A 24405-nucleotide genomic window follows, 5' to 3' on the forward strand; every position below is an offset into this window, starting at 1 on the left:
ATCCTCATAGCTTACCTCACTTTCGTAATGCCAACAAAAGTGCGAAACAAAAAATGGATATGATCAGCACTTTATAGTCGAGCTTTTTGAAAGCTAACGTTCTCAGTTGCGTTCGATTCATGCCAGGGCTATATCCGCGTGCCTCAACGGCCAGTGAAGCGCTTTCGGCTTTCTGGAATGCTAATAGAAGGATAGGGACTACAATTGGGATAAAACTTTGCAGACGACGAACGATATTACCGGAATTAAAACGAACACCTCTTGCCCGCTGTGCCTTCATCACGTTGTCGGTTTCATTCAACAGGATTGGAATAAAGCGGATCGTCCACGAGATCATCAACGCAAATTCCTGTGTAGGAACACCCAACCGCTTGGCAGGCTTCAACAGATCTTCAATAGCCTGTGCGAGATCACCCAGCTTTGTCGTAAGTGTCAACAATGAAGCGATGACGAGAAGAAGAATGATGCGAATGGCTATATTACCTGCTTTAATGACACCCTCCTCGTAGATCGAAAACACTCCCGCTTCAAGCCATAACTGCCCCCCTTGTGTCAGAAAAATGTGAAACACAGATGTGACAATGACTATTAGCCAAACAGGTTTCAATCCTCTAACAATATAGGAGGGTGGTATTTGCGATATAGTGACTACACACACCACAAACACCGCAGACAATACGTATGAAAGCCCTGAGTTCAACAGCATGACAGACAACATGAACAGGAACGCGATGACGAGTTTAGCTCTTGGATCAAGCCGGTGAATGATGGAGTTTCTGTGGACATACTGACCAATGATAAAGGATTGAGATAAGGACATAACTACAATTCCTTCCTCTGAAAAAAATCAGCAATATATGACAAAATCCATTCTTTCTTTACCGACTCCAGCTGCAATTCAACGTTCAATTTTACATTTATGGCTTCCACGAGCTGGAGCGCTTTAGGCAGCTTTAATCCCATATCTTTCAACTCAACTTGATATTCAGTGAACAATTGGAGCGGAGTCGTATGTCTTTGCACTTGACCACGTTCAAATATAATCACTTCTTCGGCGTACTCGGCAACAGTCTCCATATCGTGCGTCACCATAATGATCGTACTCCCCTGTTCCTGCTGCCAGGAACAAAAGAGTTCCATCAGCTGCTCTTTCCCTTCCGAATCCAACCCTACGGTTGGCTCGTCGAGAATAAGCACCTCCGGGTTCATCGCTAACACACTTGCAATTGCCACTCTCCGCTTCTCTCCGCCACTTAATTCAAACGGTGATCTATTGCAGAAAGATTCGTCCAGACCTACCATGTGTAATGCATCCAAGCATGTACTACGAACTTTTTCAGCTGACCAGCCCAAGTTCTTGGGACCAAAGGATATGTCTTTTATTACCGTATCCTCGAATAATTGATGCTCCGGAAATTGGAATACAATACCCACTTTATCGTAGAGAACGTACGTTTTCTTTCGATCGGTTGTCATTCGAAAATCCCCTATATCAACTGTTCCATTTGTAGGTTGCAGAAGCCCATTGAGCAGCTGTACAAAAGTTGACTTGCCAGATCCCGTTTTTCCCACAACAGCAAAAATGCGATTATCGCCCATGGTGAGTGTAATGTTGCTCAATACGTTGTTCTCCAGTGGTGTTCCAACATGATACGAGAAGTCCACTTCTTTTAGTGTAATTTGCATAAATCATCCACCAAATCTTCCAGAGTGAGTGCCGAAGAAGAGTGCAGCCCCTTCCGGTTCAATGTCTCTCTTGCCTCGACAACAAAAGGAGCCGTTATCCCGGGAAAACGCCAGTATTCCCCCTGAAACAAGGCCTCGGGCGATCCATCATAACAAATGTCACCCTGATCAAGTACAATAACCCTCGAAGATGCTGCAATCTCCTCTAAGTCATGCGTAATTGTTACAATCGTAATTCCTTGTTTATGCAACTCTCCCATCAGCAATGCAATCTGATCTTTGCCTTCCGGGTCGAGCATTGAGGTAGATTCATCAAAAACAATAACTTCTGGTCCCATAGCGAGAACTCCCGCAATAGCGATACGCTGTTTTTGCCCTCCTGATAACGAATATACATCAGAATTATAATAATCCAGCATCCCCACTTGGCTCAATGCCTCTGTTACATGACGCTCGATATTTTCAGTAGGGACACAAACGTTTTGCAGGCCGAAGGCGATATCTTCAAACACTGTAGATGCTACAATTTGATTCTCTGGATTTTGAAAGATCATTCCAATTCTCTGACGAATGATACTTAAATCATTTTCATTGGATGTCACATAATCATTAAAAGTTACTTGGCCTGTGGTTGGAAGGAGTAACCCGTTCATTAACCTAGCTATGGTGGATTTCCCTGCTCCATTCCTTCCAGCAAACGCCACATATTCACCAGAACCAATATGAAGGTTAATATCGTTTAACATTGTTGCTCGGTTTGCATAACCAAACGTTACATTGGAAAAATGAATCACTGTAGTACCTCCATCACTTGGGCGCGATTTACTTGTACAGAAGTGTTTAAGAATGTGCAGTCTCTGAATATCATAATGTTAGACCCCCGGAGTCTGCCTTTTCGTATCCTGGATCATTGTAGGACTTACCTTGAGGATTCTAACAGCAATAAGTGAAGCAAGCACTGCTTTGAGCAAGTCGCCTGGAATGAAAACAAGGTTGCCTATGATAGCCTGTGTAATTGGTACATCCGTTATAAAGGACAGGAATGGAATACCCACTGCATACACAACAAGGATTCCGCCCACGATGTTGCTCAGTAGAAAGTTCCAAAATTTAATGCCTGCAACGGATGTACGTTGAACTAACAACCCAATCACAAAAGCAGCAATCGGATAACTGAGAACATACCCGCCTGTAGGTCCAACCAGAACACCCAAGCCCCCTCTGCCACCGGACAACAATGGAGCTCCTAAACCAATCAGAACAACAAAGAGTAAGAGACTTATCCCTCCCAATCGAGCACCAAGGATACTGCCTGCCAGCATTACGCCCAGCGTTTGGACTGTAATTGGCACAGGTATAAATGGTAGTGGAATCGGCGGTAACAGTCCAAGTACTGCAATAACGGCTGCCATAATCGCAGTAAACATCATATCTTTAATCTTCACAACAAGGCCCCCAATATGAATTAGTTGTTAATTACGCATTCTTTATGTTGAGTTTTCCAAGTCTTATGTATTACTGTATTAAGAGAACCTTCCCCTCGATACCCGATTCAGCCGCTGCAATAGCCTGTTGTACATTCGTTAGTTCATACGTCGTCCCAATGTTTGCCATGACCAGCCTCCCTGCTCTGACCAGCTCCATCACCTCATGAAATACCTGTTCCCAGCGTTCTTGCGTACAGCGTTCAACCCAATGCTTTAACCAGAAAAGTTTCACATGAACTTGTGTCCCCCGGGTTACTTCATGCCATAATGGTGTGATCCCCGAAAGCAATCCTACGCTGATGACCGTCCCATTTGGCTTAAGGCAACTCACCAACTGTTCCCCATCTGTCCCTCCAATACAATCCACGGCTGCATCTGCACCGTAGCCCTCTGTTAATTCCGTGATTCTAGCCTGTAGCAACTCTTTCGTTGTACTGATAACAGAAGCTGCTCCAAGACGATACAGTTCAGCAGTATGACGATCATCTCTCGTAAGCGCAATCAATTTAAATCCATAGATTTTTGAGATCTGTGCAAAGATTCGCCCGATTGCAGATCCCCCTGCATTCACAATCAGGGTATCACCATACGTAAGCTTAAGCACCTCTGTACAGATCAACCAAGCCGTAACCGGATTAATATAGAGCTGACTTGCTGAGTGATCATCGATATCATTCGGCACAATGATTGTATGTCGCTCCAAAGTCTTCACGACGTCCTGCCAAGTATTCTCGCCTTTTAGTGGCAAGACACGGCGACCCAACATTTGATTGGAAACTCCCGGCCCTACTGCTTCTACCACCCCCACACCCTCAAACCCGGGAACAGCTGGTAATCGGGTACGATGCGGGTAAGCTCCTCGAACAGGAATAATATCGGAGGGATTAATAGGTCGAGCATACATCCTCACTGCTAATTCACCGGGGCCAGGGGGGATCACATCTTTTTCTTCCATACATAATACTTCACTTGGTTCGCCAAAACGATAATAACGGATTACCCTTGCTTTCATTAGTACATCTCCTAAAATAATTTTGCTAAAATTGCTCTAACTAAAATATTGAATATATTTCCAGAGTGTATAACAATAGTATCACTGGTAAATTATTTCATCAACGACTTATTATGATATAATACAACTTTTTTTTCATTAAAAAATGCGATAACTTCTGCTTAGAAAAAAAAGAGCCCCACAACCTTGAATTCCAAGGTCGTGAAGCTCTTTCATCATATCAATTAATGTGCAACAGCATTGTTAAGCATAATCCAGATCGAACCAATTACGATGGTCATCATAATCAGCAAACCGAAGATAAGAGCCATCACATTCCAGCGTGGTTTCTCTGTTTCACGGATATGCATGAAGAAGAAGAGTTGAACCACAAACTGAAGTGCTGCCGTGCCAAGAACAACAATGAGTGTTCCTGTTCTTTCCATCATATCATTGAGAACCACCACAAGTGGAATGATTGTCAGAACGACGGACAGAATGAAGCCGATGACATAAGACTTCAGTGAGCCATGTTGTTCATGGCCGTGGGAATCATGTGAGTTGTGCTCTGCCATCTACATCACCCCCATGAGATAGACGATCGACAGGAGGAAGATCCATACGACGTCCAAGAAGTGCCAGTACAAACTGATGACGTTAATTTTACCGCGAGTAACATCGGTAATACCACGTTTTTTCAGTTGTAACATAAGTCCAATCATCCAGATCAGACCGAGCGATACGTGAAGTCCGTGAGTTCCCACAAGGGTGAAGAATGCGCCAGAAGCAGCACTCGTTGTAAAGCTGAACCCTTCGTGAATCAACTCAATAAACTCATATACTTCCAGTGCGATAAAGCTTGCACCCAGAACGGCTGTAACTGCCAGCCAACTGATTAATTGTTTTACTTTGCCTTGATTCATCGCCAGTACGGCTAGTCCGCTCGTGAATGAACTTGTGAGCAAGATAAATGTTTCGGCAATAACACCAGGCATTTTGATCAATTCAGACAAAATCGGTCCGCCCGCCGTATTGTCACGCAACACAATGAAGGTTGCGAACAATACGGAGAACAGGATAACGTCGGAAATCAGGAAGAACCAGAAACCGAGAATTTTCATTTCCTGTGGATCATGATGTCCATGGTCGTGACCATGTGCATGATTCTCACCGTGCTTAGCGGCTGCTTGAGCCATCTATACCGACCCCCTTAACGACGCTTCGGTACGTTTAATTTCGTCGACCGGAATGTAATAATCCGTATCATATGAGAATGAACGGGCGATCATACAGATCCCTACGCCAGCGAGTCCGAGAATTGCCATCCACAACCATCCGAAGACAAAGCCGAAACCGGCGATGAACCAGAAGACAGACATGATGAACGGAATTCCAGAGTTCTTCGGCATATGAATCGGCTCAAGCGGTTGCTCTGGCGGATAGATGCCTTTGGCACGACGTTCTTTCTCTTCCCACCACTCATCAATATCATCTCCGCGCGGTGTAACGGCGAAGTTGTATTCAGGAGCTGGTGAAGGAATTGACCACTCCAGCGTACGGCCATCCCATGGATCGGCGGAAGCTTTGAGTGATTTGTATTTGCGAATACCGTCTGCGATTTGTGCAACTTGGAACAGGAATCCGACACCCATCAGGAATGCCCCGATTGTGGATACGAAGTTCAGTTCCCACCAGCCAGTATCCCAGCCGTATGTGCTCAGACGACGTGTCATACCCATTAGACCAACAGCGTACTGCGGCATGAAGCAGACATAGAAACCAATATTCCAAGTCCAGAATGCCCATTTGCCCAGTTTTTCTTCGAGTTGGAAACCGAACATTTTAGGCCACCAGTAGTACAGACCTGCGAAGTATCCGAAGACAACGCCACCGATCAATACTTGGTGGAAGTGGGCAATCAGGAAGTAACTGTTGTGGAACTGGAAGTCAGCAGGAGCAACGGATAACAGAACGCCTGTCATACCCCCGACAATAAAGCACGGGATAAAGGCAAGTGTCCACATCATCGGAGTCGCCATGCGAATCCTTCCTCGATACATGGTAAACAGCCAGTTGAATATCTTAACCCCTGTTGGAATAGCAATCAACATCGTAGTTACGGCGAAGAATGCATTCACGTCTGCTCCGGAACCCATCGTGAAGAAGTGATGCGCCCATGTGAAGAAGGACAGGAAGCTGATGATCAACATCGCGAACACCATCGATTTGTAACCAAACAGTTTTTTCCGAGAGAAGGTACTCACAATCTCGGAGAAAACACCGAATGCCGGCAAGACGACAATGTATACCTCAGGGTGACCCCACATCCAGATCAAGTTGATATACATCATTGGGTTACCGCCCAGATCAAGTGTGAAGAAATGCGCCCCGGCAAACCTGTCGAGGAATAACAATGCAAGTGTCACGGTCAAGATCGGGAAAGCAAACAAGATAATGATACAAGTGGAGAATACCGACCATGTGAACATCGGCATTTTCATCCATCTCATGCCTGGCGCACGCATTTTAATGATGGTAACCAGGAAGTTGATACCGGTAGCCAAGGAACCGATACCCGATATCTGTATACCCCATATATAGAAGTTCTGTCCTACCCCGGGACTGTGTGACAGCTCCGATAGAGGCGGATAACTCAGCCATCCTGCATCCGGTGAACCACCGATAACGAATGACAGGTTAAACAGCATTGCTCCCAGGAAGAATAACCAGAAGCTCAGTGCATTCAGGAACGGGAACGCAACGTCCCTTGCTCCGATCTGTAATGGCACGATAACGTTAAATAGACCAAACATAAATGGCATCGCCATGAACAAGATCATGATCGTACCGTGAGTTGTAAAGACCTGATTATAATGCTCAGGATTCAGAAATTCATTGTTAGGCATAGCTAGCTGAAGGCGCATCATTAGCGCATCCACACCACCACGGAACAACATGATAATGGAAGCAATGATATACATGATACCGATCTTTTTGTGATCGACAGTCGTTAACCAGTTACGCCAGAGCCAGCCCCATTTTTTGAAATAAGTTAGCACCGCTACAATAGTAATCATGGTAATTCCGATAGCTACCATCGCACCATAAATGAGCGGATCACCGGTTACGAAAAACTCCGATGCAAACTCTTTAAGTCCCTCTAACATTGGGGGCCTCCTTTCGAATCTTTAGTTAGCACTCTCGTCCTCGTCTTGATTGGACGTATCAGTTGCATTTTGAATGGCTCCAGAAGCTTCTTTTGAAGTTCCATGCTTACTGTGAGCACTTTGACCATCTACTACATACTTGGTCACAATATTTTGGAACAATCCTTCTGGGAAGGCAGAATAATAAGCAACGTTGCTTGTGCCTGGCTCAGCCAGTGCTTTGTAACCTTCTGTAGTCAACGCCTGAGAACTCTGTTTCACTTCAGCTACCCAATTGTCAAAATCTTCGTCCGATGTAGCATTCACATCAAAACGCATTTCTCCAAAATGCTCACCTGTGAAGTTAGCGCCTGAACCCCAGTACTTGCCTTCATGATCTGCCTGCAGATACAAGGTCATCGCCATACCCGACATCGTATAAATCTGTCCTCCAAGTTGCGGAATCCAGAATGAGTTCATCGGTGAATCCGCAGTGAGTTCAAATTTCACGGGCCGGTCTGCCGGAATATTCAACGTATTAACCGTTGCAATTCCTTGTTCTGGATACATAAACAGCCATTTCCAGTCCAGTGATGACACTTGGATGGTAATTGGTGCTTTCTCGTGAGCCAACGGCTTCGAAGGTTCCAGAACATACGTGTAACGAATCGTTACAATTGCAAGTATTCCAATAATAATAATTGGAATGGTCCACCATACAACCTCCGCTTTGGTGCTATGAGCCCAGTTAGGTTCATATGCTGCTTTGTTGTCCGGTTTCTCACGGTAACGCCATACGATTACGGCAGCCAAAATGAGTACTGGCACAATAATGACAGCACACAAAATTGTCGAGATGACAATCAAATCTCTCTGCGAAGCGCCAATTGGCCCCTTCGGATCCAGAACAACGTACTGTCCGCCTGCCAGCATTGGCCAGACAATCAATGCAATTGTAACCAACGTCAGGACAACCGGAATGATAATCCGGATTAGCGACCTAGGTTTCTTGTTCATTTTGATCCCCTCTCCTTAAATTCGCTCATACTGAAAAATCAGTATACTACTCTCTTCCTACTAAAGATATCAGAAATGAACAACTTTTTTGTTCTTGTTAACAAATTTGTCGATTTTACACCTTAAATGTGTGAATTTTTTCTCACAAATCGCTTGCATGCTTGATATTTGTACTTCGTAATCTTTACACATCAAGTCACAAAATAAAACCCTTTGCAGTCCCGTTGAACAGTGTCAACGAATCCGCAAAGGGCTTTATTGACTGGATTCCGGGAACTTATCCAGTCTTATTATGAACGAATTAACGCAGGATTATAATCAATCGGCGCCTTCGTCTTCCCGGCGTGTATGAACAAGGCCAATCGCTTTGGCAATAACGTAAATAAACACACTACCTACAAGGAATCCAATACCAACCATCAAGCCAAGATTACGATCATTAAATTCGTTCAGATTGATCAGACACATGATCACTCCCGTAATGAGTGCGACCCATGCCAGAACTGTCATCGTCAAGACGGCGCGCCGCATATTTTTGTCTTTGCGCTCCAATTGGCTGACCATTGCTGTCTTCGATGCCATAGTAAACACTTCCTTTTCCCTTTTTGTAAGTGCTTTCCTTATACCAATATACCACATCAGTATGATTTTTAGTCAACAAATGTTCAAATTTTATTCGCAATTTGGACACTTTATTTTCATTTCGACCATTGACAAAACATTATTAAATTCTTTCATACTTCTTATAACCCAAAAAACGTCTCTTCATAACAGGAACTGCACTTGACCTTATGAAACCTTTATGAACTACTCATTTCCAACGGTAAAAACAAAAAAAAAAGACGGCACATTGGAATACTCCAATGTTACCGTCGTTCTCAGCTTTAATAAGGGAACCATATATAATGTGGACCTGCTCTACCCTTAAAACCTGCCACCCAAACTATTGGGGATTATGTTCGTTCCGTGTCTCCAACCAATTATTCTTGATGACGCTCTGATACCAGTAATAACTCTCCTTCGGTGTTCTCACGAGTGAACGATAGTCCATATGAACAAGACCAAAACGCATTCGGTAGCCTTCTGCCCACTCGAAATTATCCATCAGTGACCATGCCATGTACCCTTTCAGGTTAATCCCGTCATTAATGATGCGGTGAATTTGGGCCAAATGCTGCTCATAATATGAAATCCGGCGATCATCGTTAATCTTCCCGTTCTCCAGGTCATCATTGATGCAGGCACCATTCTCTGTGATATATACATCCACATTGCCGTACTTTTGCAAGTAATGCATAAATTCATACAAACCACGTGATTCCACAGGCCAGCCAATATCAGTTTTGGTGAGGCCCATATCAACTTCTTCCGATTGCAGAGCACCTGCCTCCGGATTGAAGCGATTGATGCCCATCGTGTAATAGTTAATGCCGAGCAGATCGATCGGTTGCGAGATAATCTCCATATCGCCTTCCTGAATTGGCACAGTAGCCCCCGCTTCTGCGAACCAATCCACCATAAACTGCGGATATGAACCTTTGTAGATTGGATCAAGGAACCAATCGGTATTAAGCGCAATTGATCGGTCACACGCAGCTTGGTCCTCGGGGGATTTGCTGTACGGCTCAGCCCAGCACACGTTCGGAGCAATACCAATCTGACCGGTTGTTCCCAAGCGACGGAAAGATTGAACAGCTTTACCATGAGCAACCAGCAATCCATGAGCAACATTGATTGAAGTTTGCAGGTCTTTGTTTCCTGGCGCATGAATCCCGAGAAGGTTCGACAGGAACGCGATACACCATGGTTCGTTGAATGTCAGCCAGAAGTTGATTTTGCCAGAGAATTCTTTGAAGATCACTTCGGCATATTTCACAAAAGCATCCACAGTTCTGCGGTTACCCCAGCCCCCGTCATCCTCCAGCGTTTGCGGAAGATCCCAGTGATACAGTGTGAGGAACGGTTCAATTCCAGCCTCGATCAATGCATCCACGAAGCGGTGGTAGAAGTCCAGTCCTTCCCGATTGATCTCTCCATCTCCGTCAGGAATAATGCGCGGCCACGCAATGGAGAACCGGTACGTATTAATCCCGAGTTTCTTCATCAGTTCGATGTCTTCCTCGTAACGGTGGTAACTGTCACATGCGACATCCCCATTGTCTCCGTTATATACCTTGCCAGGTGTGCGCGCAAACGTATCCCAGATGGATACCCCGCGTCCACCTTCCTGTGCCGCTCCTTCTATTTGATAGGAAGCTGTTGCTGTACCCCAGCGAAAATCTTGCGGAAATTTAAAAATGGTCATGGTTGGCTCCTCCGTCTCATGATGACACGCGGATCGTCTGTCCTGCGGTCATCGTTAAAATAATTACATAATCGCCCTGAGGCGTAAGCTCTGCCTTGGCTTGTTCGTTTCCTTCCACACGCAGCGGATAAGCACTGCGAACGGTCAGCGTGTCACTTCGTTCTGCTTTGATGACTGCTGACGCAAGCTTGTTGTCCGCCCATGTTATTCCCACTGTATAACTACCTCTTGCACGAAGCCCTTCAACTCGACCTTGAGTCCAGAGTTCAGGCAGTGCCGGCAGTAAATGTAACTCGTTCAAGTGACTCTGCAATAACATCTCGGCTATTCCAGCCGTGCCTCCAAAGTTACCATCGATCTGGAACGGCGGATGATCGTCAAACAGATTCGGATGTGTGGATCGGGCCAGCAACGTGCGCACAAACTGATGTGCCTGGCTGCCATCCAGCAGTCGTGCATACAGATTGATCAACCATGCACAGCTCCATCCTGTGTGCCCACCACCTTGTGAGATACGACGTTCAAGCGATACCCTTGCAGCTTCCACAAGTTCTGGTGTGTGCACTCGATTGATCTGCTCTCCCGGATACAGTCCATACAGATGGGAGACGTGACGATGCCCTGGCTCGGATTCGGCAAAATCCTTAAACCACTCCAGCAATTGTCCTTCGCTTCCAATTCGGAATGGATAGAGTTTCTCCAGAGCCTCACTCCACTCGCTTGCCAACGACTCATCTATATTTAGTTGCTTCGAGGCCTCAATACAGCGGCTGAACAGTTCACGAATTAACGTCATATCCATCGTTGAAGCCATGGATATACTTCGTGCCTCCCCAGCATCTGTGAGAAACTTGTTCTCTGGTGAAGTGGATGGAATCGTAACCAGATAACCATCGGGCCCTTCCACCAGCCAATCGAGACAGAACAGCGCCGCCTCTTTCATGATGGGATACGCACGTTCCTCAAGAAAACGCTGATCCCCGGTAAATTGGTAATGCTCCCATAGATGCGAGGTCAGCCACACGCCACCCATCGGCCAGAAAGCCCAGCTTGCATCTCCACCTGTCGGTGTAGAGGTTCTCCAGATATCCACGTTATGATGGGCAGTCCATCCACGGGCTCCATACAGAATCCGCGCCGTTCTTCGTCCTGTATCACTGAGATCGGTCAGCATATCAAACAGTGGCTCATGACATTCACTGAGATTGCAGACTTCTGCTGGCCAGTAATTCATCTCCGTGTTGATGTTGATCGTGTAGTCACTGTGCCATGGCGGCTCTACCTGATGATTCCAGATTCCCTGCAGATTGGCAGGCTGGCTACCCGGACGCGAACTAGCCATTAACAGATATCTTCCATATTGAAAATAAAGTGCCTCCAGTCCAGGGTCTTGTTGCCCTGCCTGATAAGCCTGCAGCCGCTCATCTGTAGGTAATTCGGCGTTAGCCCATACCCCTAAATCAATAGAGACTCTGTTAAACAACGCGCTGTGATCCTGAATATGTCGGTCACGAAGCGCTTCCGCGCCATGTATGGTCGCTTTGGAGATCATCTCCTTACATTCCTCTTCCAATACAAGATGATCCTTCACAGGTAACACATCGTAACTCTCAAAGGAGGTAGCCGCTGCCAGATAAAACACAACCTGATTAGCACCCTGAATATGTAACTTGCCTGCCAGATTGGAGACCTTCATCTGATCGCCAGATGCCGTAAATGCTACACGAACAGCATAAGCCGTTCCCCGATCCTCTTCATAGAGAACGGATTCCGGGTGATCTCTGAAGTAATTGGACTCCACATGACTTGGGCACCGACTGAACATGGTTAGAGCATCTCCCGAAGTCTCAACGCGATAGGGATGGGGACTGTCTAGCGTAACACTTACACTCACAGTGCCCTTCTGATCAGCAGTTAATGTGCAGACCATCAGATCATCCGAAGCACTTGAATACACTTCACGTACGTATTGAGTTCCTTCCAATGAGTAGGTTGTGGTTGCAATACCCGATTCCAGATCAAGCTCCCGTTCAAATGCATCATATGAAAGATCATCCAGACCCTCATGGTGCAATAGAAAATGACCCATCGGCTGGTAAGCCTCCACATCACGACCAAGCATTTCACGGTTCAACAAATCCTCAGCTTCACCATACTGCCCAGACATGATCAACTCTCGCGTCTGTTTCAAATACCGCTGACTGCTGTATTGAATCGTATCCCGTGGAAACCCTGACCATAATGTATCTTCATTGAGCTGAATTCGTTCATCTGCTGCGCCTCCGTACACCATGCCTCCAAGACGGCCGTTTCCGATGGGCAATGCTTCTTCCCAGCGTTTTGCCGGTTGTTGATACCATAGACGATTGATTTTAGTTTGTTTATTGTGTTGGGACATGATTAGCTCCTGTTCCTGAATCAGCTGTATATTCCTTATGTCATAAAACGTTTTCGGTAAGTGCTTACAATAATAAAATTATATGTGATTTCAAAATTTGCGTCAATGCAAATCATCACATCATTCCACAAAAAAAGGCCCCATATAGGGCCCTTTCCTTGTGTAACCATGGATCACAGACAATCCATATTATTTTACGTCTTTTCCTGTCCACAGAGAGACACGTTCCTTAACCCAAACCGTAAATTGTTTCTCCATTTCAACTGCACCCGCTTTGTCCAAATCAGCCAGTAAAGCATCATAGGTTGCATCAAAGTTGGCTGGTGTAGTCAGAACAGCTTCCGGAATCCGTTTACGGATGATATCCTGCGTTTTCTGGAACGTTACTTCATAGTCTGTACCGGATGGTACGGACATGTTATACGCTGCGCCCCAATCCTTAACTGGCAGATCTTCTTCAGCCGGATAGAACTCTTTCCAAGTCGTGATACCGTAAGCTTTCAGCGTTTCTTTCTCTGCAGCCGTGTAACCAGCTACAATCTGCTCAGGGAAGTTGGTTGTGTAGTAGTTATCCGTTGAATCTTTTACACCATCACCGTATCTTGCGCTAAATATGTTATACATCCCAATTCCTGTTTCCTTACTGAAATTGGAGTTGTCATTCGTTTTGCGGTCTTGAACGTCTTCTGGAATCACGCGTTTACCATCTTCTACGTTGTAATGTTCACCTTCGATACCCCAGTTTCTCAGAACTTGTCCTTCATCGGAAGCAAGCCAATCCATGAATTTGATGATACGCACTGGATCTTTGGCCGAAGTTGTAATCCCGATGCCATAACCGTCAAATCCGGCTGGTTGGAACGTGTGATCCACAATCTCATCGTTAAGTGATACAGAGAAGTGAGCGTATGTGGCATCATCCTTACCCGATGATTTGAGCGCGTTCTCCGCTTCTTGATAGTTCCACTCTTGGTCAATCAGACCGAGGACACGGCCGCTGGCAATTTTGGACTTGTATTGGTCATCCTTTTGAACAAAGGCATCTTTGTCCAGTAGGCCTTCATTGTACATTTTATTCAACCAGCGGAAATATTCTCTTTCCTCTGGACGTTTGTAGTGCAATTTTGCTTCATACGTTTCAGGGTCAATGTAATATTCACCATCATCCGGTGCACCTGTTGCCTGGAAAGCCGGGTTCGTTACCGTGATCATGATTTTCCAATCATCTGCATTCAATGTTAATGGAATGGTTGGTTGACCATCAATGGTTGGATGTTTTTCATAATAGGCTCTGAGTACATTCTCGTAATCCTCAAGTGTCTTCACTTCAGGGTATCCAAGCTCTTTCAATACTCTTTGCTGAATTTCAAATCCACCTGTAGCGTCAAACGTAACATTATCAACACCCATATTGGTTGGAATGGTATAGATCGCTTGATCTTCCAAACTGTATTTCAAACGGTTCATCTGTTCCCCATAGATTTTTTTCAGATTGGGAGCATGCTCCTCAATCAGATCCGTGAGATCCAGCATCGCGCCTGCATCCACAAGCTTAGATAAGTTACCTTTAGGGTAAATCATATCAGGAAAGTCACCACTGGCAGCCATTAGTGCAATCTTCTGGTTACCACCATCGTTTACATCATACTCTGCTTCAAGAGTAACGCCAGTTTGCTCCGTAATCTTTTTACCAACAGCATCTTGCATCTTGTTCCAGGTTGGACTAGCATCCGCCCCGAAGAATGTAACTGTGATCGGTTCGGTTCCGCTGGATTCCGAAGTCTCTTTGGTTCCCGAATTCCCGCAACCTGCTGTAACCAACATTGCACTTGCGAGCATCAACATTGCAAACGTCTTGGGTGTATTGCCTTTCATTTTGCCTCTCATTGTCTAGTTCCCCCTATTATTTATGAAGGTTTTATCTGTATAACAGGCTTTATACCTGAGGATACCACTTTTTTTGAATACGCTTTCGGTATCGTTCATTCCGACGTATTTACTGAAGCTGACGTTTCGATTCTGCAAAAAGAAAGATTCTTCTTCTAACAAACGTAAAACGTTTTCGTAAATGGAATAAACCGCTTACTGAAAGTGCTTACATGATAGATTATAGGCTATCCATCACCTCACGTCAACAATAAAAAAAGCCCTTGAGAAAGGGCTTTTTTTGCTATGAAAATCCTTAACTTTAATGCTTGGTTTTCAAGCTTATTTCACATCTTTTCCAGTCCAGAGAGCTACACGTTCTTTGATCCAAACCGTGTATTGTTTCTCCATCTCCACTGCACCCGCTTTATCGAGTTCAGCCAGAAGACTATCATATACGCTGTCGAAGTTCTCAGGTTTGGCAAGGATCGCTTCTGGAATACGTTTACGTACAATATCCTGTGTTTTCTGGAACGTTACGTTGTAATCCGTGTCAGATGGTACAGGCATGTTGTATGCTGCACCCCAATCTTTCAGCTTCAGATCATCGTCGGAAGGATAGAAATCTTTCCATGTTGTAATACCATAGGCTTTCAACGTTTCCTTCTCAGCGGCAGTGTAACCAGCTTGAATCTGTTCAGGGAAGTTCGTTGTATAGTAGTTATCCGTGGCATCTTTCACACCATCACCATATCTGGCGCTAAATATGTTATACATACCTACGCCTGATTCTTTGGTAAAAGCAGAGTTATCATTGGTTTTGCGATCTTGTACGTCAGCCGGAATGATGCGTTTCCCATTCTCGACTTGGTAATGTTGGCCTTCAACGCCCCAGTTTCTCAGGACCTGACCTTCATCGGAAGCAAGCCAATCCATGAATTTGATAATACGTACCGGATCTTTGGCCGAAGTTGTGATTCCGATACCATAACCGTCAAATCCCGTCGGTTGGAACGTATGATCCACAATATCCTTGTTCAAGGATACGGAGAAGTGGGCATATGTTTTGTCTCCACCGTTAGATGATTTCAAAGCATTCTCCGCCTCACCATAGTTCCACTCTTGGTCAATTAGACCAAGTACACGGCCACTGGCAATTTTGGATTTGTATTGGTCATCCTTTTGAACAAATGTATCTTTATCAAGCAGACCCTCATTGTACATTTTGTTCAACCAACGGAAATATTCCTTTTCTTCAGGGCGTTTGTAGTGTAGAACGGCTTCATAGGTCTCAGGATTGATATAATACTCACCATCATCCGGTCCACCCGTAGCTTGGAATGCAGGGTTCGTTACCGTAATCATAATTTTCCAGTCATCTGCATTCAATGTTAACGGAATAGTCGGTTGACCATCAATCGTTGGATGTTTTTCATAATACGTTCTCAGTACGTTCTCGTAGTCCTCAAGCGTTTTTACTTCAGGGTAGCCAAGCTCTTTCAATACTCTTTGTTGAATTTCGAATCCGCCCCTAGCGTCAAACTCAACGTTATCTACACCCATATTCGTCGGGATCGTGTAAATGGCTTGATCTTCCAGACTGTATTTCAGACGGTTCATCTGATCACCATAGATTTTTTTCAAGTTGGGAGCATGCTCCTCAATTAGATCGGTCAGGTCCAGCATCGCGCCTGCATCCACAAGCTTAGACAAATTGCCTTTAGGATAGATAATATCAGGGTAATCACCACTGGCAGCCATCAAAGGAATCTTTTGGTCACCACCATTATTCACATCATACTCAGCTTCAATTGTAACTCCCGTTGCCTTAGTAATTTCTTGACCGACAGCATCCTTCATGTTATTCCAGTTCGGACTCGCGTCTGCACCAAAGAATGTAAAGGTCACTGGACTGGTTGTATCTCCGGAATCAACCGGTTTCTCTGAAGCGTTAGTTCCTCCTCCACTGCCGCTGCATCCTGCTGTAATTGCAAGAGCACTGGCTAACAGAAGCATTGCGAATGTTTTTGGTGTTTTGCCCTTCATGTGTAATCCCCCTTATGGATATTAATGAAGCTGTATATTTGTATAACAGGCTGACCTGCAAATACCGTAACCAGATGAAACAAATGTAATTTTCTTGTTTTATAACATTAGAAGCGTTTTCTTAAAAATAAAAAAATGTTCTTCTTGCCTTATTTCCTCTTCATTTTGCAAATGTTTACTTTGAGATTCAGGTGTATGCCACGTGTTGTACAAGCAAATGTAAGTGCTTTCATAATTGAATAATAATCGCTCCTATATCCCTTGTCAATAGTGAATTTATAAAATTGAAAACGTTTTTTAGAAAACGTTTTAGATAAAAAAAGAACCCAAATATTCTGGGTTCTTTTTCGTTTTAGATCTGAATTGCTAATCGTTTATTTAGCTTCTTCACCGCTCCACAATTGAACACGGTTTTGAACGAGTTCTGTGTATTGTTTCTCCATATCCTCTGCGCCTGCTTGGTTCACTTCTGTAATCATGCCGTCATAGATCGCATCGAACTGTTCAGGAGTACTCAGAATGGCTTCCGGGATACGCTTCCGGATGATATCCTGTGTTTTCTTGAAGATGACGTTGTAGTTGGAGTCACCTGGTGTTGGCAGATTGTATGCTGCTCCCCATGGTTTGATTGGGAACTCATCTTCACTCGGGAACAGATCTTTCCACGTCGTAGCACCGTAAGCTTTGAGTGTTTCTTTCTCTGCATCGGAATATGCTGCAACGATCTGTTCAGGGAAATTCGTAGTGTAGTAGTTATCCGTTGAATCCTTCACACCGTCTCCATAGTGACCGGACATATTGGTGTACAGTCCGATACCCGTTTCTTTCTGGAATACAGCTGCATTATTGGTTTTCTGATCCAGAATGTCGGCAGGAATGACACGTTTGCCGTCCTTCACTTCATACTGTTTGCCCTCAATTCCCCAGTTCATCAGCACTTGCCCTTCTTCAGAAGCCAGGTAATCGAAGAATTTGATCGTACGAACCGGGTCAGGATTCGATGTTGTAATCCCTACACCCCAACCGGATACAAAACCAGGGTCTTGGTAGGCATGATCCTTGATATCCTCGGACAGGGTTACTGGAAAGTGTGAATACGTTGCTTCAGTCTTACCAGCGGATTTCAATGCATTTTCTGCATCGGAATAACCCCAATCCTGGTCAATGACACCCAGAACACGTCCACTTGCAATTTTGGATTTGTATTGGTCTGTTTTCTGGATAAAGCTGTCCTGATCCAGCAATCCAGTGTTGTACATATGGTTCAACCAGCGGAAGTACTCTTTTTCCTCTGGACGTTTGTAATGCAGACTTGCTTCATACGTCTCTGGATCGATGTAGTATTCACCATCATCCGGAGCTCCTGTTGCCTGGAAGGCAGGGTTCGTTACAGTAATCATGATTCTCCAATCATCCGCGTCCAGTGTTAACGGGATCGTTGGCTGACCATCAATCGTTGGGTGTTTCTCTTTGTACGCCTTCAATACATTCTCGTAATCCTGAAGTGTACGTACTTCCGGGTATCCGAGTTCTTTCAGTACACGGTGCTGAATGCCAAATCCACCACCTGCATCAAAGTACTTTTGGTCTACCGCATAATACGTTGGCAGCACATAAATAGCCTGATCTTCATTACTGTATTTCAACCGGTCCATGTAATTACCATACAGCTTCTTCAGATTGGGAGCATATTGGTCGATCAGATCTGTCAGATCGAGCATTGCTCCGGCATCCACCAGTTTGCTGAGTTCTCCTTTGGGGGAGACAATATCCGGATAGTCTCCGCTCGCCGCCATTAAGGATATTTTATCTTGACCACCACTAACGGCAAATTCACCGTTAAGGGTTATCCCTGTTTTTTCCGTAAGGACTTTACCTACTTCATCCTTCATGCCATTCCAGTTCGGACTGGGGTCAACGCTGAAGAAATCAAAAGTAAGTGGAGTTGTCTCTGCGCTTGTATCCTTGAACGACGTATCACTGCCGCTTCCTCCACCGCAACCTGCGAGTAAAGACATTGCAAGCACTGGTGCCAGTGCAATCTTCATTTTGGAACTTGCCATAATGGTAATCCTCCCTGTTTCATATGTCTGTCTTATCCGGGACTTTTTTGTCCCTGTCTATAGCTTCATGAATACCACACCGCAGCCCTATACGGTGAAGCGCAGACCACATGGCTGCGCTTCGGGTATCCTGATGCTTCATTTGTAGATGTACGGCCGCTCTATGTGGCAGCCTGTACCCAATTGTTTAACCTTTTACTGCGCCCAGTGTCATACCACCAACAAAGTACTTCTGAAGGAATGGATATACAATGAGGATTGGAACCGTTACAACGATCGTAATCGCCATTTTGATCGATTCCGGTGAAATCTGTGTCATTTGCTGCGCCATATCATTGGCATTTCGTCCAGCACCTGAGCCCTGCTGTGTACTTTGCAATACTTTCATCAGCTCATATTGGAGCGTGGTCAAATGTGCCTTTGAACCATTATACAGGTACGTATCGAACCACGCATTCCATTGACCTACAGCCAGGAACAATGCGATGGTAGCAAGCACTGGTTTACACAGTGGCAAGATGATTCTGTAATAGATTGTAAAGTCATTCGCTCCGTCCAGCTTCGCGGATTCCTGCAATGAGTATGGCAGGCCATCAATGAATGAACGGATAATGAACACGTTAAATGCACTGATCATGCCAGGCAATACATATACCCAGAATGTACCGATCAGGTTCAAGTCACGCATCAGAATGTACACCGGAATCAGACCACCGGAGAAATACATCGTGAGCGCGAGCGTTGTGGAAACAAATTTTCTAAGTCCAAAATCAGGTCTGCTCAGTGTAAAGGCGATCATGGATGAACTGATCAATCCGAGCACGGTACCTACAAGTGTACGCAGAATGGAGATCTGCAAACCTTGTAACAATCCATCATATTGGAAAATCGTTTTGTAGTTCTGTAATGTGAATTCGCGAGGCCACAAGTAAATTCCGCCACGTACTGTATCTGTCGAGTTATTGAGTGAGATGGCTAGTACGTTAAGGAATGGATAAAGTGTTACAACCAGCACCATGGTCATCGCGAGGATGTTGAATATATCGAACAGTTTATCGCCCCGAGTAGCATTGAATGCTTTGTTCGCCATAATGTCGTCCCCTCCCTACATGATGCTTTCTTTTGTGAATTTTTTGAACAAGCCGTTCGCAGTAAACAGAAGGATGATACTGACAACGGAGTTGAATATACCTATGGCTGTACCATACGAGAATCGTCCCATATTCAAACCATAATTGAGCGCGTATAGATCAAGTACTTCCGAGTAGTCTGTGACCAGACTGTTGCCAAGCAAGAACTGCTTCTCGAAACCGATACTGATAAGATGTCCAATCGACATGATGAAAAGTACAGAAATCGTGGTCCGTATGCCAGGCAGCGTAATATGCCACATCTGTCTCCAGCGGTTGGCTCCATCTACACGGGAAGCTTCATACAACTCATTGTCGATACCTGTAATCGCCGCCAGATAGATGATGGCATTCCAACCGGTTTCCTTCCACATATCTGAAGCGGTTACAATGTACCAGAACAAGTTCCCCTTGGCCATGAATTGGATTGGCTGATCGATAATGTTCAGTCCTACCAATAGATCATTGATAATCCCTCCATCGGTGGAGAGCATCTTCGTAATGATCCCGGCTACAACAACCCAGGATACAAAGTGAGGCAGATATGATACCGTTTGCACGGCACGTTTGAAGAACATGCCTCTCATTTCATTCAGGAGAATAGCGAAGAATATCGGTACGATAAAACCGACAACTAGTCCCATCAAGCTCATTGCAAGCGTATTACGAAGTACCAGATAGAAACGATCATCACTGAACAGCTCTACAAAGTGTTTAAAACCAACCCACTCTTGATCACCAAATGATCTGGCAGGTTTATAATTTTGGAAAGCCATCGTCCATCCCCATAGTGGCAGATAGTTAAATACGAAAACCCAAGCTACGAATGGCAATGACATGAGATAGAGATATTTCTGCTGTTTCATTCTGTCCCAAATTCCGTTCCGCCGATTCTTTAAAGGCGGTTTGGGGTCACTGCTTCTGTTCGCGGAAGCGGATTTTTTTGTTAGCGTTTCCATCTCCGTTCCCCCTCCTCTGTTTTATAAAATAATCATACTCGATAGAGCGTTTTCAAAATACCATCTGGATTTTAGAGAAAATCATATAAAAATTAGATATAGACATATATAATCAGACATTAATTCGTTAAAATCAGTGATAAATTATACTTTTAAATGATATAAAAGTAATATTAAGGTAAAATACTATTGGAAGTGGTAAATATCGAAAACGTTTTATAGTAATCGTTTACTTCAACTACATGTCATGCAAAAAGGACCCTTTCGGGTCCCTATGATTACAATGTAAATTGAATGGTTTGCAGTTTAACGATGCCGAGTAGTTGCGCTACGGATATGGAGGTTGCTGGACGGAATTGATCTCCATTCAGATAGGCAAGTATCTCCTTAAATAAGTAGGCGGCTTCCGGACGCTTCATTACAGCCAGATTGGCAAACGGAAGTGAGGATACCAAAATCTTGCCCTTCCCTACTTTTGCCTCAAAGGCATAAGCGAGTCGTTTGGCCCGATGGAAATGGTCCAGCACTTCGATCAGCGGCTCAACCCCGGGCAACGTATCCAAACATATCGCTGGTGTACCGTTCACCAAGTGATACCAATGCCAGTCCGAAGCCCCATCATGCGGGAAGGTGCCTAGTAGTGCTAGCCGATCTCTCAGATACATGCCCATCGTTGCACCAGGCTGCGTAGCAAACATCAGGTAATTCCAGAATACAGGCAGATACTTGGTCTCCACTGAATCATATAACCCTTCTGCGGTTGGCTGTAGCCAAACACTTCCCCCGTTGACCACATAATCAACGACATTGGGTGTTAACGACTGAACGATAACCAAGTCAATCTCCCGATTTTTCAACAACTGGAATCCATCGATGCGATCTACGCAATCATCATGCGCTTCACCTAGGAATGGCTTCAACTCTGCCACGGTATTCCAGAACCGATTCGAACTCGGATGAGACTGATAAAAAGGAAACGACCAGCCATGCCATACATTCGCTACAGTTCTTTCCAAATCGCCTGATATCAGCTCCGCCTCGATCCGAAAAGCTGCTGCCCCTTCATGAGGAGCGGTAGCGACGATACTTCCCAGTGATATGACAGACCCACATTGGATATTTCCGGTCTTCCATTCCCCTTCATTAAGTATCACATCATTGCTTATTAACCTCCACTGAATGACCGCGTCCTCAAGCGGCTCCTTACCGTAGTGAGAGATGCGTACATCGACATGAATGGATTCTCCGGCGTAAAATGTACGCTCTTTGCAGCTTAACAACAGCACCACATCTGCGTTGAAACACATGAATTCTTCTGGTGTTGTAATGCCTTTGTCATCCCAAAACACATCCAGAATGCCCGTCGTAGCATGTCCCTGTCCTGGAAAATCGCGAATGTCCAGAAGTTGTACGCCCGCAGCGTCCGGTGTTCGCCGAATCCGCTCCATGGCTTCTTTTAAGGAACGTACCAGATGGGTACCACTGACCTGTTGAAAATGCTCCAGATCCTCGATCATGCCTTTGTTTGTTAACGATTCTTCGATCGGTCGTAACCAGCTAGGACGCAATACGCCAGTATACTTCGCTCGCTCTTGGGGCCGCACATACATGGTGTACTGTGCATGTTCGTGCCCAATGACGGGATGCTCCGCGAGCCGAGTGACTGCATGATAGTCCAGCGTGGTATCCGGCACAGCAGAATATGCGGATTCCAACGGGGGATGCCAGTTCAACGACTGAATATAATAATCACCTTCCCGCCCTTGCGCCGGAAGCTGTCCAAAACCTGTATTGTCCGTATATAACCGGGTCGGGTCCATATCCCTTGCCCTTGAGACCAATGCATTGAGTTCTGGGTGGCCATTCGGACCAATAAGTTCATTCCCCATGGAGAACATGACGAATGAAGGATGTCTATGCAGCGACTGAAGCAACCCGTCCAGTTCTTGTGTCAGATAGGACAATACTTCAACTGGCGCAGACTGATCCGATTGCTCAAAGAAACGAGACCAATGGGGAAGTTCAGCCTGCACCAGCATGCCCGCTTCATCAGCAGCATCCCAGAAAGGCTCCGGCGCGCTCCACCCATGCAGTCGGACATGATTGAAGCCATACGATCTGGCGATTCGAAATTGCTGAAGATAATGCTCCTTGTCCCAGACGGGATAACCCGTCAGTGGAAAGATACAGCAATCGACGTATCCACGCAAATATACTGGTATCCCATTCAGTTCAAGCTGCTTCCCGTTTGTTGCAAAGGAACGTACACCAAACGATTGCTCCAGCCGATCCAGTTCCCGTTCACCGTCATAGAGACGGATCATAGCCTTGTATAATTCAGGAGATTCATCCGACCATCTTGCGATAGACTTTTCTGTTCCAAGTTCCAATCGCCACTGAGTTATTACAGCGTTACTTTCAGTTAAACCTGGTGAGCTTATATCCACATGTGATGGATCACTCAGATTCACATTACAACTATATCGATCAAGCCAGGTGCCGTCCGGTTGCTGGATATCCACATGTAATTGCATCGATCTAGCGGAATCATCTGCGGGAGCGCTTACAGTACAATCAATCAGAAGAGTTCCAGTTTCAGCATCTGGTTGAATACGTAACGTCTGTAATCGGCATGGGGGCAGACTGTCCAGATAAACACCACCCGTGATGCCACCCCAGGCTGTGGCCGTATGCAATGAATGAATATGGCTACCCGCCAGCGGAAGTTTCATCGTATTGTCCACGCGGATCTCCACACGATTCACTTCTCCCTGCTTCACCAGAGAGGTAACATCCCACTTCTGTTGATTCACCAGACTATCCTGCTGCCCGGCATACTGTCCATTGATCCAGAGATACGTTGTCCATCGGACACCTTCCAATCTGAATACATAGTGGCATCCAGGATCGTCTGATGGAACATGAACATCCTGAGCATACCAGGCTGAGCCTTCAAATTCGCGTACCTTGGTCCAAGTATCGAGCCTTTCGTATTCAGGCTCATCTCCGTATCCTTGCTCTTCCCATGAACCGGGAATCTGAATGGTCTCCCATGATGTATTTTTACACTGTGAAGGCGGTAATATCTCTTGTTCAACGAGTATATCGGACTCCAGATCCAAACAAAACTGCCATGTTCCATTTAAGTTCAATGTATGACGTACAGCGCCTATATCAGACAAATTCATATCGTATAGCCATCCCTTCATCTGGATTCTTGTAAATCCAGTCTAAAATGTGAAACATTCGGTGACCATTGCTTATCATGGGAAGTGCATGGACAATATGATGAATCTGGAAATTTCTCAGGA

General features: G+C 45.2%; 18 protein-coding genes. All 18 read right to left on the bottom strand.

The annotated features are described in order from the left end of the window. Positions 1-16 precede the first annotated feature (16 nt). Entirely contained in the window at positions 17-820 is an 804-nt protein-coding gene (locus tag MHI48_RS26140) for an energy-coupling factor transporter transmembrane protein EcfT (protein ID WP_076328882.1), read from the bottom strand. Positions 821-822: 2 nt separating this feature from the next. After that, positions 823-1686 carry an energy-coupling factor transporter ATPase gene (locus MHI48_RS26145; protein ID WP_036668054.1) on the bottom strand — a complete coding sequence of 288 codons (864 nt, stop codon included), beginning with the start codon at positions 1684-1686 and terminating at the stop codon, positions 823-825. Beyond that, on the bottom strand, positions 1671-2480 hold the full coding sequence (locus MHI48_RS26150; RefSeq protein WP_076328881.1) for an energy-coupling factor transporter ATPase: 810 nt from the start codon (positions 2478-2480) through the stop codon (positions 1671-1673). Before MHI48_RS26150 ends, MHI48_RS26145 begins: the two co-directional genes overlap by 16 nt. Positions 2481-2558: 78 nt before the next feature. Further along, the gene (locus MHI48_RS26155) at positions 2559-3131 is read right to left on the bottom strand and encodes a biotin transporter BioY (protein WP_340018540.1); all 573 of its coding nucleotides are present in this window, start codon (positions 3129-3131) and stop codon (positions 2559-2561) included. A gap of 70 nt (positions 3132-3201) precedes the next feature. Then, positions 3202-4185, bottom strand: coding sequence for a zinc-dependent alcohol dehydrogenase family protein (locus MHI48_RS26160; RefSeq protein ID WP_076328879.1), 984 nt, complete (start codon positions 4183-4185; stop codon positions 3202-3204). 224 nt (positions 4186-4409) lie between these two features. Continuing rightward, complete coding sequence (cyoD, locus tag MHI48_RS26165; RefSeq protein WP_076328878.1) at positions 4410-4739, bottom strand: cytochrome o ubiquinol oxidase subunit IV; 330 nt, start codon at positions 4737-4739, stop codon at positions 4410-4412. Further along, positions 4740-5360 (bottom strand): cytochrome o ubiquinol oxidase subunit III, encoded by a 621-nt coding sequence (gene cyoC / locus MHI48_RS26170; RefSeq protein ID WP_036606911.1) that lies wholly within the window; start codon positions 5358-5360, stop codon positions 4740-4742. Beyond that, positions 5361-7331: a cbb3-type cytochrome c oxidase subunit I gene (locus MHI48_RS26175; protein ID WP_036606909.1), complete on the bottom strand. Its 1971-nt coding sequence runs from the start codon at positions 7329-7331 to the stop codon at positions 5361-5363. A 21-nt stretch (positions 7332-7352) separates the two neighbouring features. Then, positions 7353-8327 carry a ubiquinol oxidase subunit II gene (cyoA, locus tag MHI48_RS26180; RefSeq protein ID WP_076253565.1) on the bottom strand — a complete coding sequence of 325 codons (975 nt, stop codon included), beginning with the start codon at positions 8325-8327 and terminating at the stop codon, positions 7353-7355. Positions 8328-8645: 318 nt separating this feature from the next. After that, complete coding sequence (locus MHI48_RS26185) at positions 8646-8909, bottom strand: hypothetical protein (protein WP_036606904.1); 264 nt, start codon at positions 8907-8909, stop codon at positions 8646-8648. A gap of 361 nt (positions 8910-9270) precedes the next feature. Continuing rightward, on the bottom strand, positions 9271-10632 hold the full coding sequence (locus MHI48_RS26190; protein ID WP_036606902.1) for a GH1 family beta-glucosidase: 1362 nt from the start codon (positions 10630-10632) through the stop codon (positions 9271-9273). A 16-nt stretch (positions 10633-10648) separates the two neighbouring features. After that, a complete protein-coding gene (locus tag MHI48_RS26195; RefSeq protein ID WP_405142207.1) occupies positions 10649-13030 on the bottom strand; it encodes a glycosyl hydrolase family 95 catalytic domain-containing protein in 2382 nt (793 codons plus the stop codon). 189 nt (positions 13031-13219) lie between these two features. Continuing rightward, positions 13220-14917, bottom strand: coding sequence for an ABC transporter substrate-binding protein (locus tag MHI48_RS26200; protein WP_405142209.1), 1698 nt, complete (start codon positions 14915-14917; stop codon positions 13220-13222). Positions 14918-15238: 321 nt separating this feature from the next. Then, positions 15239-16942, bottom strand: coding sequence for an ABC transporter substrate-binding protein (locus tag MHI48_RS26205; RefSeq protein ID WP_036606898.1), 1704 nt, complete (start codon positions 16940-16942; stop codon positions 15239-15241). Positions 16943-17316: 374 nt separating this feature from the next. Next, positions 17317-19005: an ABC transporter substrate-binding protein gene (locus MHI48_RS26210; protein ID WP_076328875.1), complete on the bottom strand. Its 1689-nt coding sequence runs from the start codon at positions 19003-19005 to the stop codon at positions 17317-17319. Between the two features lie 187 nt (positions 19006-19192). Next, entirely contained in the window at positions 19193-20095 is a 903-nt protein-coding gene (locus MHI48_RS26215) for a carbohydrate ABC transporter permease (RefSeq protein ID WP_036606894.1), read from the bottom strand. Positions 20096-20110: 15 nt separating this feature from the next. After that, a complete protein-coding gene (locus tag MHI48_RS26220) occupies positions 20111-21094 on the bottom strand; it encodes a sugar ABC transporter permease (RefSeq protein WP_036606891.1) in 984 nt (327 codons plus the stop codon). 278 nt (positions 21095-21372) lie between these two features. Beyond that, positions 21373-24282, bottom strand: coding sequence for a glycoside hydrolase family 2 protein (locus MHI48_RS26225; protein ID WP_036606889.1), 2910 nt, complete (start codon positions 24280-24282; stop codon positions 21373-21375). Between the last annotated feature and the right edge of the window lie 123 nt (positions 24283-24405).

The organism is Paenibacillus sp. FSL H7-0942 (assembly GCF_045040715.1).
Lineage (GTDB): Bacteria > Bacillota > Bacilli > Paenibacillales > Paenibacillaceae > Paenibacillus > Paenibacillus amylolyticus.

Bases quoted from the DNA above. Each gene is read 5' to 3' on its own strand.
- MHI48_RS26140 (WP_076328882.1), bottom strand. From the start codon at position 820: ATGTCCTTATCTCAATCCTTTATCATTGGTCAGTATGTCCACAGAAAC.
- MHI48_RS26145 (WP_036668054.1), bottom strand. From the start codon at position 1,686: ATGCAAATTACACTAAAAGAAGTGGACTTCTCGTATCATGTTGGAACA.
- MHI48_RS26160 (WP_076328879.1), bottom strand. From the start codon at position 4,185: ATGAAAGCAAGGGTAATCCGTTATTATCGTTTTGGCGAACCAAGTGAA.
- cyoD (WP_076328878.1), bottom strand. From the start codon at position 4,739: ATGGCAGAGCACAACTCACATGATTCCCACGGCCATGAACAACATGGC.
- cyoC (WP_036606911.1), bottom strand. From the start codon at position 5,360: ATGGCTCAAGCAGCCGCTAAGCACGGTGAGAATCATGCACATGGTCAC.
- MHI48_RS26175 (WP_036606909.1), bottom strand. From the start codon at position 7,331: ATGTTAGAGGGACTTAAAGAGTTTGCATCGGAGTTTTTCGTAACCGGT.
- cyoA (WP_076253565.1), bottom strand. From the start codon at position 8,327: ATGAACAAGAAACCTAGGTCGCTAATCCGGATTATCATTCCGGTTGTC.
- MHI48_RS26185 (WP_036606904.1), bottom strand. From the start codon at position 8,909: ATGGCATCGAAGACAGCAATGGTCAGCCAATTGGAGCGCAAAGACAAA.
- MHI48_RS26190 (WP_036606902.1), bottom strand. From the start codon at position 10,632: ATGACCATTTTTAAATTTCCGCAAGATTTTCGCTGGGGTACAGCAACA.
- MHI48_RS26195 (WP_405142207.1), bottom strand. From the start codon at position 13,030: ATGTCCCAACACAATAAACAAACTAAAATCAATCGTCTATGGTATCAA.
- MHI48_RS26200 (WP_405142209.1), bottom strand. From the start codon at position 14,917: ATGAGAGGCAAAATGAAAGGCAATACACCCAAGACGTTTGCAATGTTG.
- MHI48_RS26205 (WP_036606898.1), bottom strand. From the start codon at position 16,942: ATGAAGGGCAAAACACCAAAAACATTCGCAATGCTTCTGTTAGCCAGT.
- MHI48_RS26210 (WP_076328875.1), bottom strand. From the start codon at position 19,005: ATGGCAAGTTCCAAAATGAAGATTGCACTGGCACCAGTGCTTGCAATG.
- MHI48_RS26215 (WP_036606894.1), bottom strand. From the start codon at position 20,095: ATGGCGAACAAAGCATTCAATGCTACTCGGGGCGATAAACTGTTCGAT.
- MHI48_RS26220 (WP_036606891.1), bottom strand. From the start codon at position 21,094: ATGGAAACGCTAACAAAAAAATCCGCTTCCGCGAACAGAAGCAGTGAC.
- MHI48_RS26225 (WP_036606889.1), bottom strand. From the start codon at position 24,282: ATGAATTTGTCTGATATAGGCGCTGTACGTCATACATTGAACTTAAAT.